General features: G+C 68.2%; 14 protein-coding genes and 3 pseudogenes. 4 read left to right on the top strand and 13 right to left on the bottom strand.

Annotated features, from left to right (window positions below; genetic code table 11):
* Positions 1 to 55 precede the first annotated feature (55 nt).
* Positions 56 to 2,540 (top strand): annotated as a pseudogene (locus M2165_RS11750) (glycogen/starch/alpha-glucan phosphorylase).
* A 36-nt stretch (positions 2,541 to 2,576) separates the two neighbouring features.
* On the opposite strand, the gene M2165_RS11745 reads toward M2165_RS11750, so the two are convergent.
* The 4 genes from M2165_RS11745 to M2165_RS11730 form a co-directional block, all read right to left on the bottom strand.
* Positions 2,577 to 3,044: a biopolymer transporter ExbD gene (locus M2165_RS11745; RefSeq protein ID WP_280814806.1), complete on the bottom strand. Its 468-nt coding sequence runs from the start codon at positions 3,042 to 3,044 to the stop codon at positions 2,577 to 2,579.
* Between the two features lie 14 nt (positions 3,045 to 3,058).
* A complete protein-coding gene (locus M2165_RS11740; RefSeq protein WP_280814805.1) occupies positions 3,059 to 3,763 on the bottom strand; it encodes a MotA/TolQ/ExbB proton channel family protein in 705 nt (234 codons plus the stop codon).
* A 20-nt stretch (positions 3,764 to 3,783) separates the two neighbouring features.
* Positions 3,784 to 4,629, bottom strand: a complete 846-nt coding sequence (gene dapB / locus M2165_RS11735; RefSeq protein WP_280814804.1) for a 4-hydroxy-tetrahydrodipicolinate reductase — start codon at positions 4,627 to 4,629, stop codon at positions 3,784 to 3,786.
* Positions 4,630 to 4,721: 92 nt separating this feature from the next.
* Positions 4,722 to 5,282 carry an outer membrane protein assembly factor BamE gene (locus M2165_RS11730; protein WP_280814803.1) on the bottom strand — a complete coding sequence of 187 codons (561 nt, stop codon included), beginning with the start codon at positions 5,280 to 5,282 and terminating at the stop codon, positions 4,722 to 4,724.
* Between the two features lie 86 nt (positions 5,283 to 5,368).
* Here M2165_RS11730 and fur point away from each other — a divergent pair, with 86 nt between their 5' ends.
* Positions 5,369 to 5,788: a ferric iron uptake transcriptional regulator gene (gene fur / locus M2165_RS11725; protein WP_258503640.1), complete on the top strand. Its 420-nt coding sequence runs from the start codon at positions 5,369 to 5,371 to the stop codon at positions 5,786 to 5,788.
* 7 nt (positions 5,789 to 5,795) lie between these two features.
* Here the strand turns inward: fur and hprK are convergent, their stop codons facing one another.
* The 4 genes and pseudogenes from hprK to M2165_RS11705 all read right to left on the bottom strand — a co-directional run bounded on the left by hprK (position 5,796) and on the right by M2165_RS11705 (position 10,317).
* Positions 5,796 to 6,749 carry an HPr(Ser) kinase/phosphatase gene (hprK, locus tag M2165_RS11720; protein ID WP_280814802.1) on the bottom strand — a complete coding sequence of 318 codons (954 nt, stop codon included), beginning with the start codon at positions 6,747 to 6,749 and terminating at the stop codon, positions 5,796 to 5,798.
* Positions 6,750 to 6,891: 142 nt separating this feature from the next.
* Positions 6,892 to 7,359 carry a PTS sugar transporter subunit IIA gene (locus tag M2165_RS11715; protein WP_280814801.1) on the bottom strand — a complete coding sequence of 156 codons (468 nt, stop codon included), beginning with the start codon at positions 7,357 to 7,359 and terminating at the stop codon, positions 6,892 to 6,894.
* 176 nt (positions 7,360 to 7,535) lie between these two features.
* Positions 7,536 to 7,865: a ribosome-associated translation inhibitor RaiA gene (gene raiA, locus M2165_RS11710; protein ID WP_081270768.1), complete on the bottom strand. Its 330-nt coding sequence runs from the start codon at positions 7,863 to 7,865 to the stop codon at positions 7,536 to 7,538.
* A gap of 330 nt (positions 7,866 to 8,195) precedes the next feature.
* Positions 8,196 to 10,317, bottom strand: a pseudogene (locus M2165_RS11705) (ATP-dependent helicase).
* A gap of 228 nt (positions 10,318 to 10,545) precedes the next feature.
* On the opposite strand from M2165_RS11705, the gene corA reads away from it, so the two are divergent.
* Complete coding sequence (gene corA, locus M2165_RS11700) at positions 10,546 to 11,532, top strand: magnesium/cobalt transporter CorA (RefSeq protein WP_280814800.1); 987 nt, start codon at positions 10,546 to 10,548, stop codon at positions 11,530 to 11,532.
* Here corA and M2165_RS11695 read toward each other — a convergent pair.
* From M2165_RS11695 to M2165_RS11675, 5 genes are all read right to left on the bottom strand, one after another.
* Positions 11,525 to 12,319, bottom strand: coding sequence for a 5'-methylthioadenosine/adenosylhomocysteine nucleosidase (locus M2165_RS11695; RefSeq protein WP_280814799.1), 795 nt, complete (start codon positions 12,317 to 12,319; stop codon positions 11,525 to 11,527). The two genes, corA and M2165_RS11695, sit on opposite strands and share 8 nt — an antisense overlap.
* Positions 12,320 to 12,333: 14 nt before the next feature.
* The gene (locus M2165_RS11690) at positions 12,334 to 14,013 is read right to left on the bottom strand and encodes a long-chain-fatty-acid--CoA ligase (RefSeq protein ID WP_280814798.1); all 1,680 of its coding nucleotides are present in this window, start codon (positions 14,011 to 14,013) and stop codon (positions 12,334 to 12,336) included.
* A gap of 98 nt (positions 14,014 to 14,111) precedes the next feature.
* On the bottom strand, positions 14,112 to 15,536 hold the full coding sequence (locus tag M2165_RS11685) for an NAD(P)(+) transhydrogenase (Re/Si-specific) subunit beta (RefSeq protein ID WP_280814797.1): 1,425 nt from the start codon (positions 15,534 to 15,536) through the stop codon (positions 14,112 to 14,114).
* Entirely contained in the window at positions 15,533 to 15,862 is a 330-nt protein-coding gene (locus tag M2165_RS11680; protein ID WP_280814796.1) for an NAD(P) transhydrogenase subunit alpha, read from the bottom strand. The genes M2165_RS11685 and M2165_RS11680 overlap by 4 nt, the downstream gene beginning before the upstream one ends.
* A 20-nt stretch (positions 15,863 to 15,882) precedes the next feature.
* Entirely contained in the window at positions 15,883 to 17,013 is a 1,131-nt protein-coding gene (locus M2165_RS11675; protein WP_280814795.1) for a Re/Si-specific NAD(P)(+) transhydrogenase subunit alpha, read from the bottom strand.
* A gap of 436 nt (positions 17,014 to 17,449) precedes the next feature.
* On the opposite strand from M2165_RS11675, the pseudogene M2165_RS11670 reads away from it, so the two are divergent.
* Positions 17,450 to 18,164 (top strand): annotated as a pseudogene (locus tag M2165_RS11670) (response regulator transcription factor).
* Positions 18,165 to 18,239: the final 75 nt, after the last annotated feature.

Here is an 18,239-nt window from a genome sequence, read left to right as displayed (position 1 = left end):
GCCTTCCTTCGGACCCCACCCCTCCATCGAACAACACCGAACCTCAAGGGACCCCATGACGATCGAAGACTTCGCCTACGACCATCCCGACCGCGACGTGGCCGCGTTCAAGCGTGCCGTCGCGAACAAGCTGATCTACGCGGTCGGCAAGGACCCCGTGGCCGCGAGCCAGGACGACTGGCTGCACGCCCACCGCGCTCGCGGTGCGCGACCAGCTCGTCGAACGCTGGATGGCGACCACGCGCGCCAACTACGTGCAGGACCTCAAGCGCGTCTACTACCTCTCGATGGAGTTCCTGATCGGGCGCACCTTCACCAACGCGCTGCTCGCGGTCGATCTCTACGACACGGTGCGCGAGGCGCTGACCGACTTCGGCGTCGACATGGCGCAGCTCGCCGAGCGCGAGCCCGACGCGGCGCTCGGCAACGGCGGCCTGGGCCGGCTCGCGGCCTGCTTCCTCGATTCGATGGCCACGCTCGGCGTGCCGGGCATGGGCTACGGCATCCGCTACGAGTACGGCATGTTCCGCCAGCGCATCGTCGACGGCCAGCAGGTGGAGACGCCCGACTACTGGCTCACGCGCGGCAACCCGTGGGAGTTCCAGCGGCCCGAGGTGAACTACCGCGTGCGCTTCGGCGGCCGCGTGCAGCGGCGCGAAGGCGCCAATGCGCCCTACGGCGCGGCCGAGTGGGTCGACACCCACGACGTGCGGGCCGTGGCCTACGACACCATCATTCCCGGCTACGGCACGCAGGCGACCAACACGCTGCGCCTGTGGTCGGCGCGCGCCACCGAGGAGATCGACCTCTCGGCCTTCAACCGCGGCAACTACATGCAGGCGGTGGAGAGCAAGAACCACTCCGAGAACGTCTCGCGCGTGCTCTATCCCGACGACTCCACGCCCTCGGGCCGCGAGCTGCGGCTGCACCAGGAGTACTTCTTCTGCAGCGCGAGCGTGCAGGACCTGCTGCGGCGCTACCTGCGCACCCACAAGGACTTCGACCAGCTCGGCAACAAGGTCAGCATCCACCTGAACGACACGCACCCGGTGCTGGCCGTGCCCGAGCTCATGCGGCTGCTGCTCGACGAGCACGGCCTGTCGTGGGACGCGGCCTGGGCGCAGACCGAGAAGGTGTTCAGCTACACCAACCACACGCTGATGCACGAGGCGCTCGAGACCTGGCCGGTCGAGATGCTCGGCCGCATCCTGCCGCGGCACCTGCAGATCATCTACGACATGAACGCCCGCTTCCTGGCCGCCGTGACGCAGAAGGCCGGCAACGACGTCGAACTGCTGCGCCGGCTCTCGCTGGTGGACGAGACGGGCGAGCGGCGCGTGCGCATGGCCTACGTGGCGGTGCTCGCGAGCCACTCGATCAACGGCGTCTCGGGCCTGCACTCGGAGCTCATGAAGCAGTCGATCTTCGCCGACTTCGCGAAGATCTTTCCCGAGCGCTTCAACAACAAGACCAACGGCGTGACGCCGCGGCGCTGGCTCGCGCAGGCCAATCCGCCGCTGGCCGCGCTGCTGGACCAGCGGCTGGGCACGGGCTGGCGGCGCGATCTGTCGCAGCTCGAGGCGCTGCGGCCGATGGCGCAGCAGCCGGCCTTCGCGCGCGCCTTCCGGCATGCGAAGCGCGAGAACAAGCTGCGGCTCGCGAACTGGGTCGAGCAGCACATGGACATCGTGCTCGACACCGACGCGATGTTCGACGTGCAGGTCAAGCGCATCCACGAGTACAAGCGGCAGCTGCTCAACGTGCTGCACGTGATCACGCGCTACCACCGAATCCTCGACGCGCAGGCCGCGGGCACGGCCGTCGACATGGTGCCGCGCGTGGTGGTGTTCGCCGGCAAGGCGGCTTCGGCCTACCAGATGGCGAAGCTCGTGATCCGGCTGATCAACGACGTGGCGCACACCATCAACGGCGACGCCCGCGTGGGCAAGCTGCTCAAGGTGGTGTTCCTGCCCAACTACAGCGTCAGCCTGGCCGAGATCATCATGCCCGCGGCCGACCTGTCGGAGCAGATCTCGACCGCGGGCACCGAGGCCTCGGGCACCGGCAACATGAAGTTCGCGCTCAACGGCGCGCTCACCATCGGCACGCTCGACGGCGCCAACGTGGAGATGCGCGACAACGTAGGCGCCGAGAACATCTTCATCTTCGGCAACACCACGCCCGAGGTGGCCGACATCCGCGCGCACGGCTACCAGCCGCGCGAGGTCTACGAGCAGAACGCCGAACTGCGGCGCGTGCTCGATGCGATCCGCGACGGCGTGTTCTCGCCCGGCGAGCCCTCGCGCTACCAGGGCATCTACGACGCGCTGGTGAACTGGGGCGACCACTACCTGCTGCTGGCCGACTACGCGAGCTACGTCGCGAAGCAGGCCGAGGTCGATGCGCTCTACCGCGACACCGACGCCTGGACGCGCATGGCGATCCTGAACGTGGCCGGCATGGGCGCGTTCTCGTCGGACCGGACGATCGCGCAGTACGCGCACGAGATCTGGCGCACCAAGCCCGTCGTGCTCGGCTGAAGGAGATTGCTTCCTGGCCTCTGGCGCAAAGCCGGCTCAGCGCGGCTTCTCGCCCGCCGCAGCCTCGGTCACGAACCCGATCCGGCTCAGCCCGGCCTTGTTCGCGATGCCCATCAGCGCCACCACGCGGCCGTAGGGCACGGTCTGGTCGGCGCGCAGCTGCACCTCGGTGTCCTTGCTGTCGGCCGCGGCCTTCTGCAGCCGCCCGGCGAGTTCGTCGTCGGTCACCGGCTGGTCGTTGAAGAAGACCTTGCCCGCGGCATCGACCGAGACGGCCACGAACTTCGGCGTGTCGTTGGGCTGGCCCGCGTCGGTCTGCGGCAGGTCGAGCTTGATCGAGCTCGCCATCAGCGGCGCGGTGATGATGAAGATCACGAGCAGCACCAGCATCACGTCGACCAGCGGCGTCACGTTGATGTCCGACAGCGGGCGCTGGCCGCCCGCGCCGGTGGCGCGTCCGCCGCCGGCGGCACTGCTGCCGAGCGAGGTGCGACCGAAGGCCATGGCCGGGCGCCCTCTCAGGCCGAGACCGGCATGGGCCGCGCGGGCGGCGGCGCGGCCGGTTGCGGCGGAGTGCCGAAGCTGCCGAGCAGGTCGTGCGCGAAGCCCTCGAGCTCGGCCTCGATGCGGCCGATGACGCGGCCGAACACGTTGTAGGCCAGCACGGCCGGGATGGCGACCGCGAGGCCGAAGGCCGTCATGACCAGCGCCTCGCCCACCGGACCCGCGACCTTGTCGATGGTGAAGCCGCCCGCCTGCCCCGCAATGCCCGACAGCGCGCCGTAGATGCCCCACACGGTGCCGAGCAGGCCGACGAAGGGCGCGGTGGCGCCGACCGTGGCGAGCAGGATCTGGCCCGACTGCAGGCGCCGCAGCGCACCGTGCAGCGCGCCGCGCAGCGCCCGCGTGAGCCGCTGGTTGCGGTCGCCCACGGTGGCGTCGAGCGTGCCGGCATTCGCATCGGTGGCGGCGTGGCGCAGCGCGCCCACGGCCGGCGCCACGAGCGCGGCGCGGTCGAAGGCGCGCAGCCGCTCTTCCGCGTCGGCCAGCGTGGCCGACTGCCAGAACGCGGCGATGCTGCGCAGCACGTCGCGCGTGCCGCCGCGCAGCAGCCAGGTCTTCCAGAGGATCACCACCCAGCTCGCGATCGACATCGCCAGCAGCAGCGCCGCCACCGAGCGGCTGACGCCGTCGCCCTGGGTCAGCAGTTCGAGGACGCTCATCGGCGGATCCTGGCCGCCTGTCAGCGGAGTCCGAGCACGTCGAACATGTCGAACAGGCCGGCCTTCTGCCCGGCCAGGAAGCGCACCGCGCGCAGCGCGCCCTGCGCGTAGGTGGTGCGGCTCGCCGACTTGTGCGTGATCTCGATGCGCTCGCCGGTGCCCGCGAAGAGCACCGTGTGGTCGCCCACGATGTCGCCGCCGCGGATCGCCGAGAAGCCGATGGTCGAGGGGTCGCGTTCGCCGGTGATGCCCTCGCGGGCGTAGACGGCGCAGTCCTTCAGGTCGCGGCCCAGCGCCTGGGCGATGACCTCGCCCATCTTGAGCGCCGTGCCCGAGGGTGCATCCACCTTGTGGCGGTGGTGGGCCTCGATGATCTCGATGTCGTAGCCGGTCGAGAGCGCCTTGGCCGCCATCTCGAGCAGCTTGAAGGTGACGTTGACGCCCACGCTCATGTTGGGCGCGAGCATGATCGCGACGTCCTTGGCGATCTCGGCGATCTCGGCCTTCTGCGCATCGCTGAAGCCGGTGGTGCCGATCACGGCCTGCACGCCGAGTTCACGGCAGATCGCGAGGTGCGCGAGCGTGCCTTCGGGCCGCGTGAAGTCGATCAGCACCTGCGCATCCTGCAGGCCGGTGCGCAGGTCGGACACGATCGGCACGCCGCTCGTGAAGCCCAGGAACGCGGCCGCATCGGCGCCGATGGCCTCGCTGCCGGCCATGTCGAGCGCGCCGGCGAGGCGGCAGTCCTGCGCCTCGCGCACCGCTTCGACGAGCATGCGGCCCATGCGGCCCGAGGCACCCGCGATCGCCACGCGCCGCAGGGCCGGAGAAGAAGAGGACGAGAGGGAGGAGATGGATTCGGTCACGCGGATTCAGCCTTTGAAATGGCATGAGGGACGGCCTGCGCCCGCCTGACGCGGCGGGTGCGCCCGCCCTCGCTGGTCTGTCTGGCGCCTGCTCAGCGCGCGGTTTCGAGCGGGGGATAGGCCGCCGGCAGCGGCGGCAGGCTGGTGGCCGGGGCGCCGGCATCGGCCTTTTTCTCGTCGGCTTTGGGCGCGAACTTCTTCAGTTCTTCTTCCGAGGCCTCGAGCTGCGGCACCTTGCCGCTCTTCTTGCGGGTGTCGAGCGTGGCGACGAACTCTTCCTCGCTCGGCATCGTGTCGCCTTCGAAGCGGTCGAGCAGCTCGCCGTTGAAGAACACCGTCAGGCGGCGTTCCTGCGGATCCACGCCCTGGCGCCGGATCGTGAAGACGTAGTCCCAGCGGTTGGTGTGGAAGACGTCGGTCAGGAGCGGCGTGCCGAGGATCTCGCGCACCTGCTGGCGGGACATGCCGGGCTTGAGGGCTTCGACCTGCTGCTTCGACACGAAATTGCCCTGGACCACCTCGACCTTGTAGGGCGTGATGGCCGACAGCGCACCCCGCGTGCGCTCGCTGAAGCCGCTGCAGGCGCCGAGGGCGAACGTCGCAGCGACGGCCGCAGCCAGCAGCCAGGGACGGCATGAAAGGATGGCAGGCATGGGAGAAAAGAGGGTAGCGATATGATCGGCCATTGTAGCGGCAGGCCCCTTGCGGCCCGCCCGCAGCCCAGGCGCAGGAACCCATCATGGCCAACATCGACGAACTGAAGAATACCGGCCTCAAGGCCACACTGCCGCGGCTGAAGATCCTGGAAATCTTCCAGACCGGAAGCCAGCGCCACATGACGGCCGAAGACGTGTTCCGCGTGCTGCTGAACGAGCACTCCGACATCGGGCTGGCCACCGTCTACCGCGTGCTGACGCAGTTCGAGCAGGCGGGCATCCTCGAGCGCAGCCATTTCGAGAGCGGCAAGGCGGTGTACGAGCTCAACGAAGGCACGCACCACGACCACCTGATCTGCACGTCGTGCGGCAAGGTCGAGGAGTTCTACGACGCCGAGATCGAGCGCCGCCAGCAGATGATCGCCAAGGACAAGGGCTGGATCCTGCAGGACCACGCCATGTCGCTCTACGGCCTGTGCGCCGACTGCGCCAGCAAGCGGTAACTCGCGCTCAGTCCTGCCCGGCTTCCATGGCCTTGTGGTGGCGGGCGACGAAGTCGGCGTAGGTGTCGATGCCGCGCAGCTGCAGGATCGAATTGCGCACGGCCGCTTCCACCAGCACCGCGATGTTGCGGCCGGCCACCACCTGGATGATGACCTTGCGCACCGGAATACCGAGCACGTCCTGCGTGAGCGGTGCCGAGGGCATGCGCTCGTAGTCGCGCTCGAAGCTGTCGCGCCGCACCAGGTGCACGATGAGCTTGAGCCGCATCTTCCGACGCACCGCGGTCTCGCCGAAGATCGCGCGGATGTCGAGCAGGCCGATGCCGCGCACTTCGAGCAGGTTGAGCAGCAGGTCGGGGCAGCGGCCCTCGATGGTGTTCTGGTTGATGCGGTAGAGGTCGACCGCGTCGTCGGCCACCAGCCCGTTGCCGCGCGAGATCAGCTCCAGGCCGAGCTCGCTTTTGCCGAGGCCCGACTCGCCGGTGATCATGACGCCCATGCCCAGGATGTCCATGAACACGCCGTGCATCGAGGTGCGCTCGGCGAAATGCTTCGACAGATAGGCGCGCAGCAGGTCGATCACGAAGGCCGACGATTCGCGCGTGGCGAAGAGCGGCAGCTGCGCGCGCTCGCAGATCGACAGCAATTCGTCGGGCGCTGCCTGGCCGTCGGCCAGCACCAGCATCGGCGGCTCCAGCGTGACGATGCGCGCGATGCGGCGCGCGCAGTCTTCCTGGCTGCCGCGCGTGAGATAGGCCACCTCGCGCGCGCCGAGGATCTGCACGCGGTAGGGATGGATGTAGTTGAGGTAGCCGACGAGGTCGGCCGCCGACTGGGCGCGGCTGATGACGTCGGGGTCGAACTGGCGCTCCGAGGCGCCGAGGCCGGCGAGCCATTCCCAGCGGAGCGAGCCGCGGAATTCCTCGAACATGGCGTCGGCGCTGATGACGGTCGGCTTCATGCGGTCAGGAAAAGGCGCTCACGCGCCAGAGTTGAGGCCGGCCAGAATACCGCGGAACCGGCTTCGCGGGGCCGCTGGCATTGCCTCTGGAAGGGCGCTGGCGAAGCGGCACGAAGTGCGCGCAGCCTGGCGGCAGGCCAATTCAGGCGACTTGCGTCGACTGCCAGCCCGCGATCAGGCCGTGCAGTTCGGCCGCGTCGGTGCTGGACTTGATGCGCTCGCGCAGTGCGGCGTCGCTCAGCAGCTCGGCGATCTCGGAAAGGATTTCGAGGTGCTTCTGGGTCGCGGCCTCGGGCACCAGCAGGAAGATCAGCAGTCCGACGGGCTGCTCGTCGGGCGCGTCGAAGCCGATCGGGTTCGCGAGCTGGAAAACCGCCGCCATCGGCGCCTTGAGGCCCTTGATGCGGCCGTGCGGGATGGCCACGCCATGGCCGAGCCCGGTGGAGCCGAGCCGTTCGCGGGCGAACAGGCTGTCGGTGATCAGGGCGCGCCCCAGGCCATGCAGGCCCTCGAACAGCAAGCCGGCTTCCTCGAAAGCACGTTTCTTGCTGGTGGCGTCGACGCTCACGAGCACTTGAGCGGGCGGCAGGATGGACGCGAGTCGGTTCATGGTGGGAGCGGGGGCGATTATGCACCCGCTTGGTAAAAACCCCCAGTTGGGCTAGTTACTTTTTGTCTACATGTTGCCCGAAGTCGCTTCGATCCTGCGAAGGAAGCGTGGCAAGGGGCAGCAAAAAGCCGCCCGGAGGCGGCTTGCCGGCGAAGGGCCGCAGCCCTTCTGTGCCGTCACATCAGGCGCTTGGGCGCCGCGTGGTGGTGGTCCTGCAGCCGGTCCTTGTGGCGGACCACCTGGCGGTCGAGCTTGTCGACCAGTTCATCGACCGCGGCGTAGAGATCAGCGTGGCTCGATTCCGCGAACATGTCATTGCCCTTGACGTGAATGTTGCATTCCGCCCGTTGGCGGCGTTCCTTTTCCTTCTGCTTTTCCACCGTGAGGATCACCTTCACATCGACCACCTGGTCGAAGTGCCGCGTGATCCGGTCCAGCTTGCTCGTGACGTAGGTGCGCAAGGCTGGCGTGACGTCGAGGTGATGACCGCTGATCGTCAAATTCATGAAAGACCTCCTGAGAATTGACGGTTGGGAAAAGACCATGCTGCGGAATGAAGCACGGCCGACGGAAATGAGATGGGTGCGGGAATCGGGAAAAAGAAGAGGAGAGAGAAAGACTTGGGTGAAGGAGAGAAGGTCGATTCACTATGCCCAAGCTGTCACACCATTGCAATAGCAGACTTGCCCGGATTCCGGGACCGCGCCGGCCGTGCGCCAATCCGCTATTGATTCCATAGCTGGCCGCGCCTGCCCCTGCGCGACCGTGACCGCCGCATGACGGATGTGTCCACGCGCGAGCGCGGCCAGTGACCCTGCCGCGCGCAGGGCCAAGGCTCAACTCCAGGCGGCCCGCATGCGGTTGCGCAGATCGATCACGGCCGCCGGCGGCGGCACCGCGGGCGGACGCGCGGGCGGCGGCGGCCAGGTCTGCTGGTCGAAGCCCGGGAGATCACTGTCGGCGATGAAGCGCGTGCGGTTGGCGTAGAGGTGCCGATCGCCGCGCACGGCCTGCTGCGTGACGTAGAAGCGCTGCGGCACCAGCAGGTGCAGATGGTCGCGCGCCCGGGTCATGGCGACGTAGAGCAGCCGCCGCTCCTCTTCGAGCTCGTGCGCGCTCTGCGCCACGTCGGCCGGCAGGCAGCCGTCGACCACGTTGAGCACGTGGACCGAATTCCACTCCTGCCCCTTGGCCGAATGGATGGTCGAGAGGATCAGGTAGTCCTCGTCGAGCGAGGGCGGCCCGGGCCGGTCGCTCGTGGCCTCGGGCGGATCGAGCGTGAGCTCGGTCAGGAAGCGCTCGCGCGAACCGTAGCCCGAGGCCAGCCGCGCGAGCTGCTCGATGTCGGCCCGCCGCACGCCCGAGGGATCCTCGTAAAGCCGCTCGAGATGCGGCAGGTACCAGCGCGCGGCGATCTCCACGTCGGCCGGCCACGGCAGCGCGGCTTCGCGCAGCGCGGCATAGGCCTCGGCGAACACCGCCCATTCGGCGCGCGCGGCCGCCGGCGGCGCGAAATCGCGCACCGCCGCGGCGGGATCGGCGGCGGTGTCCATGGCGTCGAGCAGCCGCGCGCCGGTGGCGGGCCCGATGCCGGGAATGAGCTGCGTGACGCGAAAGCCCGCCATGCGCCCGCGCGGGTTCTCGGCGAAGCGCAGCACCGCGAGCAGGTCCTTCACGTGGGAGGCCTCGAGGAACTTGAGGCCGCCGTACTTCACGAACGGGATGTTGCGGCGCGCGAGTTCGAGTTCGAGCGGCGCGCTGTGCGTGGAAGTGCGGAACAGCACCGCCTGCGACTTGAGCGCGAGCCCGCCCTCGCGGTGTTCGAGCACCCTTGTCGGCCACCCACGCGGCCTGCTGCGCCTCGTCGGGCACCAGCACCAGCTGCGGCCGCCCGGCCGAGGGCTTGTCGGTCCAGAGCGTCTTGGCATGCCGCTCGGCGGCGCGCGCGATGACGCGGTTCGAGACGTCGAGGATCGGCTGCGTCGAGCGGTAGTTGCGCTCCAGCGTGACCACGCGCGCCGCCTGCCCGAACTGCGCGGGGAAATCGAGGATGTTGCGCACCGTGGCGCCGCGGAACGAATAGATCGACTGGGCGTCGTCGCCCACCACGGTGACGCCGCGACCGTCAGGCTTGAGCGCGAGCAGGATCGACGCCTGCAGCAGGTTGGTGTCCTGGTACTCGTCGACCAGCACATGGTCGAAGCGCTGTCTGATCAAGGCGGCCAGCGCGGGCTCGGCCACCATGCCGGCCCAGTAGAGCAGCAGGTCGTCGTAATCGAGCACGTTCTGCTGCTGCTTGGCCTCGACGTAGGCGCCGAACAGCCGCTTGAGCTCGGCCTCCCATTCGGCGCACCACGGAAAGGCCTCGGCGAGCACGCGTTCGAGCGGCGCGCGCGTGTTGACGCAGCGCGAATAGATCGACAGGCAGGTGCCCTTGCGCGGGAAGCGGTTCACGGTCGACGAGAGGCCGAGCTCGTGGCGCACCAGGCCCATCAGGTCCTCGGCGTCGCCGCGGTCGTGGATCGTGAAGTGCTCGTCCAGGCCGATGTGGGCCGCGTATTCGCGCAGCAGCCGCGCGCCGATGCCGTGAAAGGTGCCGGCCCAGGGCAGCGCCGGCGGCCTTTCGGACTGCAGGCCGAGCACGCGCGCGAGCACCTGGCCGGCGCGGCGCTCCATTTCCTGCGCGGCACGGCGCGAGAAGGTCAGAAGCAGCAGGCGCTGCGGATCGACGCCGTCGGCGATCAGCCGTGCCACCCGATGCGCGAGCGTGCTCGTCTTGCCCGAGCCGGCGCCCGCGATCACGAGCAGCGGGCGCTCGTCGCGCTCGCCCGTCAGCGCGCCCACGCCGTGCTCGACCGCGGCGCGCTGCGCGTCGTTGAGCGCCGACAGGGCCGCGGCGAGGCGGTCGGCCTGGGTGGCGCCGGCGGCAGGATGGACGGGGAGCGCAGCGGTCTGCATGGGGCGCCACTTTACTGTATGTCCATCCAGATCGATGCCCGGGCGGTCACATGCCCGATGACATAATCGCGCCTCGCTGCAACTGGAGACCGCATCATGGAAACCGCCCCGTCTCGGCAGCTTTCAACTCCCGCCTTCTGACGCCGGAAAACGCAGGCGCCGGGCCCGGGAATTGAAAGCGCCCCCTCCCTCGCCCCATCGCCAAAGCCTTTTCACGGGAGTGAGCCAATGCTCAATATCTTCACGCTTGCCAACGGCCGCCTTGTCCAGGAAGAGATCGAGGCCCTCGAGGAGCTCTCCAAGTTCCAGCCGATCTGGGTCGACCTGGAATCGCCCACGCTCGAGGAAAAGCGCTGGATCAAGCAGTACTACGGCCTGTCGATTCCCGAAGACGCGATGGACGAGGACATCGAGGAATCGGCGCGCTTCTACGAGGAAGACAACGGCGAGCTGCACATCCGCTCCGACTTCCTGATCGACGACGACGAGGACCCGCGCTCGGTGCGCGTGGCCTTCATCCTGAACCAGCACAACACCGAACTGCGCAGCCGCGGCGTGCTGTTCTCGATCCACGACGAGGACGTGCCGGTGTTCCGCCTGCTGCGCATGCGCGCACGCCGGGCGCCGGGCCTGATCGAGGACGCGAAGGAAGTGCTGCTGAAGCTCTTCGACGCCGACGCCGAATACTCCGCCGACACGCTCGAGAACATCTACGACGAACTCGAGATCGCGGGCAAGAAGGTGCTCGAAGGCAACGTCAGCGACGAGCTCGCGGGCGAGGTGCTCGGCGCCATCGCGCGCCAGGAAGACCTGAACGGCCGCATCCGCCGCAACGTGATGGACACGCGCCGCGCGGTGAGCTTCATGATGCGCAGCCGCATGCTCAACGCCGAGCAGTTCGAGGAAGCGCGGCAGATCCTGCGCGATATCGAATCGCTGGACAACCACACGGCCTTCCTGTTCGACAAGATCAACTTCCTGATGGATGCGACCGTCGGTTTCATCAACATCAACCAGAACAAGACGATCAAGATCTTCTCGGTGGCAAGCGTGGCGCTGCTGCCGCCCACGCTGATCGCGAGCATCTACGGCATGAACTTCAAGTTCATGCCCGAGCTCGACTGGTCGCTCGGCTACCCCTATGCGCTCGCGCTGATGGCGGCGAGCGCGCTGGGGCCGATGTGGTACTTCCGCCGGCGCGGCTGGCTCAAGTAGCCGCAGGCTCACCGGCGGCGGGCTGCGCCGCCAGCCAAGCGCCGATCAGCGCCAGGCTGTAGCGGCTCGCGACCTCGGCCACGAAGCGCGCGAAGTCGCCATGCGCCGCATCGTCGGCGCGGTCGGAGATGGTGCGCACCGCGGCGAACGGCACGCCGTAGTCGTGGCAGACCTGCGCCATCGCGGCGCCTTCCATCTCCACCGCCAGGGCGTCGGGCAGGTCGCGCCGCAGGGCGTCGCTCTCGGCGCTCGTCGCCACGAAGCGGTCGCCGCTCACGAGCAGGCCGCGATGGATCCGCGGCGACGCAAGGCCGAACGCATCGACCGCCGCCCGGCCGACCAGCGCCACGGGGTCGCGCAGCGCGAGCGCCGCGGCCGCGGCGAGGCCCTCGCCGATCGCGCGGTCGGCCGCAAAGCGCGACAGGCCCATCAGCGGCACTTCGTACTTCGGAAAGATCGGGGAGGCGTCGAGGTCATGCTGCAGCAGCTCGGTCGCGACCACCACGTCGCCAACGCGCACCGCTGGCGCGAGTCCGCCCGCGACGCCGGTGAACACGATCGCACGCACGCGGAAGCGCTCCAGCAGCACCGCGGCAGTGACGGCGGCCGCGACCTTGCCGATGCGCGACAGCACCGCCACCACCGGCTGGCCGTGCAGATGGCCGAGCCAGAAATCGCGGCCGGCCACGCGCACGCGCTGCTCGTCGGGCATCTGCGCGAGCACGGCCGCGAGTTCCTCGTGCATCGCCGCGACGATGGCGACGGGCGCGGGCGGCGCGGCGTGCACGGGCGGCGGCCTGCCTACTTCTTCGCGTCGCGCAGTTCGCGCCGCAGGATCTTGCCGACCGGCGTCTTCGGCAGGTCGGTGCGGAACTCGATGATGCGCGGCTGCTTGTAGCCCGTGAGGTTGGCGCGGCAGTATTCCTTCACCTGGGCCTCGGTCAGCGCCGGGTCCTTCCTGACGATCACGAGCTTCACGGCCTCGCCGGTCTTCTCGTCGGCGACGCCCACCGCCGCGCATTCGAGCACGCCCGGGATCTGCGCCACCACGTCCTCGACCTCGTTGGGATAGACGTTGAAGCCCGAGACCAGGATCATGTCCTTCTTGCGATCGACCACCTTGAAGTAGCCGCGCTCGTCGACCACGCCGATGTCGCCGCTCTTGAAGTAGCCGTCGGGCGTCATGACCTTGGCGGTCTCGTCGGGCCGCTGCCAGTAGCCGGCCATCACCTGCGGGCCCTTGATCGCGATCTCGCCCGCCTGGCCCGGCGCCACCTCGCGGCCCTCGTCGTCGAGCAGCTTGAGCCAGGTGCTCGGCAGCGGCAGGCCGATGGTGCCGGTGTAGGCCTTGCTGTCGGTCGGGTTGCAGGTGGCCGAGGGCGAGGTCTCGGACAGGCCGTAGCCTTCGCAGATCGGGCAGCCGGTCTTCTCGAGCCAGAGCTTCGCGACCGCGGCCTGCACCGCCATGCCGCCGCCCACCGAGACCTTGAGGTTCTTCCAGTCGACGGTGTGGAAGTCGGGGTGGTTGGCCAGCCCGTTGAACAGCGTGTTGACCGCCGGGAAGCTGTGGATCGTGTGCTTCGAGAGTTCCTTGAGCACGCCCGCGAGGTCGCGCGGGTTGGGGATCAGGATCAGCTTGCCGCCCGTGCGCATGCTCAGCATCATGCCCACGGTGAACGCGAAGATGTGATAGAGCGGCAGCGCGCAGACGCCCGTGGGCTGCTCGCCGGCCGGCACCTGCGCCATCACGGGCTCGTTCCAGGCCTCGGACTGCAGCACGTTGGCGATCACGTTGCGATGCAGCAGCACCGCGCCCTTCGACACGCCCGTGGTGCCGCCGGTGTACTGCAGCACCGCCACGTCGTCGGGGCCGATGACCGGCGCCTGCAGCGTGCGGCTCGCGCCCTGGTCCAGCGCGTCGTTGAAGCGCACCGCGCCCGGCAGGCTGTAGTGCGGCACCAGCTTCTTCACGTTGCGCACCACGTAGTTGACGATCGCGCCCTTCAGGAAGCCGAGCCGGTCGCCCATGGCCGCGAGCACGATGTGGCGCACCGGCGTGGCCGCGATGCACTGCTGCAGCGTGGTGCCGAAGTTCTCCATGATCACGATGGCCTTCGAGCCCGAGTCCTTGAGCTGGTGCTCGAGCTCGCGCGGCGTGTAGAGCGGATTCACGTTGACCAGGATCAGGCCCGCGCGCAGGATCGCCGCCACCGCGACGGGATACTGCGGGCAGTTGGGCATCATCACCGCCACGCGGTCGCCCTTGGCGAGGCCGAGCCCCTGCAGGTAGGCCGCGAAATGCTTGCTCAGCCGGTCGGTCTCGGCGTAGCTGACGTCCTTGCCCATGAAGCTGTAGGCCGTGCGGTCGGCGTACTTGGTGAAGCTCTCTTCCATGAGCGCCACCAGCGAAGGGTACTGCGAAGGATCGATATCCGCGGGCACACCCTGCGGATAACTGCTGAGCCAGGGACGGTCGGACATGGACGTGTCTCCTCCAAATCGAGTTATTTGAAAACGAAAACGGCGCACTGTGGCGCCGCAACGAACGGCCCCGCGCTGCGCGGGGGCGGACCTTGAGCCTATTCGATGGCCTTGCCCATATCTTCCACTACTTTCTTCGCATCCCCAAAGACCATCATGGTCTTGTCCATGTAGAAGAGTTCGTTGTCCAGGCCCGCGTACCCGGCAGCCATCGAGCGCTTGTTCACGATCACGGTCTTGGCCTTGTAGGCCTCGAGGATCGGCATGCCGTAGATCGGGCTGCCCTTGGTGTGGGCCGCCGGGTTCACCACGTCGTTGGCGCCGAGGATGATGGCCACGTCGGCCTGGCCGAACTCGCCGTTGATGTCCTCCATCTCGAACACCTGGTCGTAGGGCACCTCGGCCTCGGCCAGCAGCACGTTCATGTGGCCGGGCATGCGGCCCGCGACCGGATGGATCGCGTACTTCACGGTGATGCCCTTCTCGACCAGCTTCTGCGCGAGCTCCTTCACCGCATGCTGCGCGCGCGCCACGGCCAGGCCGTAGCCCGGCACGATCACCACCGTCTCGGCATTGCCGAGCACGAAGGCCGCGTCGTCGGCGCTGCCGCTCTTGACCGGCCGCTGCTCCTTCGCGCCGCCGGTCGCGGCCGTGGCGTCGCCGCCGAAGCCGCCCAGGATCACGTTGAAGAACGAGCGGTTCATCGCCTTGCACATGATGTAGCTCAGGATCGCGCCCGAGGAGCCCACGAGCGAACCCGCCACGATCAGCATCGCGTTGTTCAGGCTGAAGCCGATGCCCGCGGCCGCCCAGCCCGAATAGCTGTTGAGCATCGACACCACCACCGGCATGTCGGCGCCGCCGATCGGGATGATGATCAGCACGCCCATCACGAAGGCCAGCGCGAGCATCGCGAAGAACGCGGCCCAGTTCTCGGTGGCCATGAACACCAGCCCGAGGCCGATCGTCGTGAGGCCCAGCACCAGGTTCAGCATGTGCTGGCCCGCGAACTGCACCGGCGCGCCCTGGAACAGGCGGAACTTGTACTTGCCCGAGAGCTTGCCGAAGGCGATGACCGAGCCGCTGAAGGTGATCGCGCCGATGGCCGCGCCCAGGAACAGTTCGAGCCGGTTGCCCGCGGGGATCGGCGTGCCCCTGGGCGCGATGCCGAAGGCGTGCGGCTCGGCCACGGCCGCCACCGCGATGAACACCGCCGCCAGGCCGATCATGCTGTGCATGAAGGCGACCAGCTCGGGCATCTTGGTCATCTCGACCTTGTTCGCCATGTAGGCGCCCAGGCCGCCGCCGACGACCAGCGCCACCAGCACGTAGGCCAGGCCGTTCAGGCTGCCGCCCGCGAGCTTGTAGATCAGCGCCCCGGTGGTCAGCACGGCGATCGCCATGCCGGTCATGCCGAAGACGTTGCCGCGGATCGAGGTGGTGGGATGCGACAGGCCCTTCAGGGCCTGGATGAAGCAGATGCTGGCGACGAGGTACAGCAGCGTGACGAGGTTCATGCTCACTTGGCGGCTCCCTCTTGCGCCGCCGGAGCGGCCTTCTTTTCCTTCTTCTTGAACATCTCGAGCATGCGCCGGGTGACGAGGAAGCCGCCGAAGACGTTCACCGCCGCGAGCGCCACGGCCAGCACGCCCATGGTCTTGCCGAGCGTGGTCTCGGTCAGCGCGGCCGCGAGCATCGCGCCCACGATCACGATCGCCGAGATCGCGTTGGTCACGGCCATGAGCGGCGTGTGCAGCGCGGGCGTGACGGTCCAGACCACGTGGTAGCCCACGTAGATCGCGAGCACGAAGATGATCAGGTTGATGACGGTATGGGAAACGATGTCCATGGGCTTCTCCGGGGCTGGCGTTACTTCTTCGTGACCTGGCCGTCCTGCGCGACGCGGCAGGCGGCGACGATGTCGTCCTCGAGGTCGATCTTGAGCGCGCCCTCCTTGGTGACGATCAGCTTGAGGAAATCGAGCACGTTGCGCGCATAGAGCGCCGACGCGTCGGCCGCCACCAGCGCGGGGAGATTGGTTTCGCCCACGATCGTGACGCCGTGCTTCACGACCGTGCGGTCGGCCTCCGACAGCGGGCAGTTGCCGCCTACGCCGTCCGGCCCCTTGCCGGCCGCGATGTCGACGATCACCGAGCCGGGCTTCATCGAACGCACCATGTCCTCGGTGATCAGCGTGGGCGCGGCGCGGCCGGGAATGAGCGCGGTGCTGATGACCACGTCGGCCAGCGCCACGCGCTTGGCGACCTCGGCCTGCTGGCGCGCGAGCCAGCTCGCGGGCATGGGCCGCGCGTAGCCGCCGACGCCCTCGGCCGCGTCCTTTTCTTCCTGGGTCTCGTAGGGCACCTCGATGAACTTGCCGCCGAGCGACTCGATCTGCTCCTTGACGCTCGGGCGCACGTCGGAGGCCTCGATCACCGCGCCCAGGCGCTTGGCCGTGGCGATGGCCTGCAGGCCCGCCACGCCCACGCCGAGGATCACCACGCGCGCCGCCTTCACGGTGCCCGCGGCCGTCATCAGCATCGGGAAAAAGCGCTGGTACTTGTCGGCCGCGATCATCACCGCCTTGTAGCCGGCGATGTTGGCCTGCGAGCTCAGCACGTCCATGCTCTGGGCGCGCGTGGTGCGCGGCGCCGCCTCGAGCGCGAAGGCCGTGAGGCCGGCGGCGGCCAGGCGCTGCAGGCCGGCCGCGTCGAAGGGATTGAGCATGCCGATCACCACGGTGCCGGCCTTCATGAGCGCGGTTTCCTCCTCGCTCGGCGTGCGGACCTTGAGCACCATGTCGGCCCCGAACGCGGCGGCCCGGTCGACGATCTCGGCGCCGGCGGCCTGGTAGGCCGCGTCGGTGACGCTAGCCGCCACCCCCGCCCCCGACTGCACCCGCAGGGTGTGCCCCGAGGCGACTAGTTTCTTCACCGTCTCGGGCGTAACGGCCACGCGGGTTTCGCCGGCCGTCGTTTCGGCTGGCACGCCTATCAGCATAGAGATCTCCTCAGGGCAGGGGGCAATACGGAACGCGGGCAGAGCTTACAGCAAGATTACGCCGATCACTGTGGCTTAAATCCAGCGTCTGTTCGCGTGTTGATGACCGCAGTCATTGCGTTTGCAGCTACATAAATGCTAGCGAACGGCGCGCGATTCCGGCCGGCGCAGCCACCCCGGCAGCCGCCATGCGGGGGTGCCTTCCCGAAACTCGCGCGCCCGCCTCCCACGGCGCTGCCCGCACGGCCCGGCAGGCAGCCATGGCATCCGCAAAATCCTCCTTTCGTTTTCATTTGTTTCTAACTAAGGCCTTTTCTACTAAAAACGTGGCTGTTTTGTGTATTAATTGCTTCGTCCTCACTTCTGCCATGGAAGCAGATAGATACACTTCTTTCGGCTGACAGCGCACGAGAGAAACCGTAAAAAAGGGGATGGAATGCGTATTGCAGTGCTCGATCACGCGTCGGATCAGCGCCAGCTGGTCCACCAGGCCGTTCTGGGCCTGGGTCACGAATGCCACATCTACACCGAGGGGCAGCACCTGCTCCAGGCGCTCCGGCGGCAGAGCTACGATCTGCTGATCCTCGAACGGACGCTGCCGGACATGTGCGGCCTCGAGGTCGTCCGGACCACGCGCGACGAAATCAAGAGCCGCGTCCCCATCCTGGTCATCACCCCCCCATGCCAGCGAAGCCGAGGTGGTGGAAGCGCTCAACGCCGGCGCGGACGATGTCATCCTCGAGCCGGTCCGGGCCGGCGAACTCGAGGCACGGGTCTCCGCCCTGCTGCGCCGCTCCTACCCGGCGAAGCACGAACAGGAACTGGTGTTCGGCCCCTACCACTTCTATCCGCCCTCGCGCACCCTCAAGGTCAGGGGCCAGCCCGTCAGGCTCAAGAACCGCGAATACGAACTCGCGCTGTTCCTGTTCCAGAACCTCGGTCGCCTGCTCTCGCGCGAATACCTGCACGAGGCGGTCTGGGGCGTGGGCGTGGAGGCGCTCTCCCGCTCGCTCGACACCCACATCTCGCGCCTGCGGAGCAAGCTGGGGCTGCGTCCCGCAAGCGGCTTCCTGCTGCTCGCGATCTACGGGCTCGGCTACCGGCTCGAAGTGGTCGACGCCAGGGCGCTTTCCGACAATCTCGCGCACTGAGCGCGCACGGCGCGCAGGCGCGGCGCCGGCGGCGGAATCTTCCCGGCCGGATCGGTTCCAATCGGCCTTGGCCAT

This window comes from Variovorax sp. TBS-050B (genome assembly GCF_029893635.1).
GTDB lineage: Bacteria > Pseudomonadota > Gammaproteobacteria > Burkholderiales > Burkholderiaceae_C > Variovorax.
This window is presented reverse-complemented; position numbering and strand designations above follow the sequence as displayed.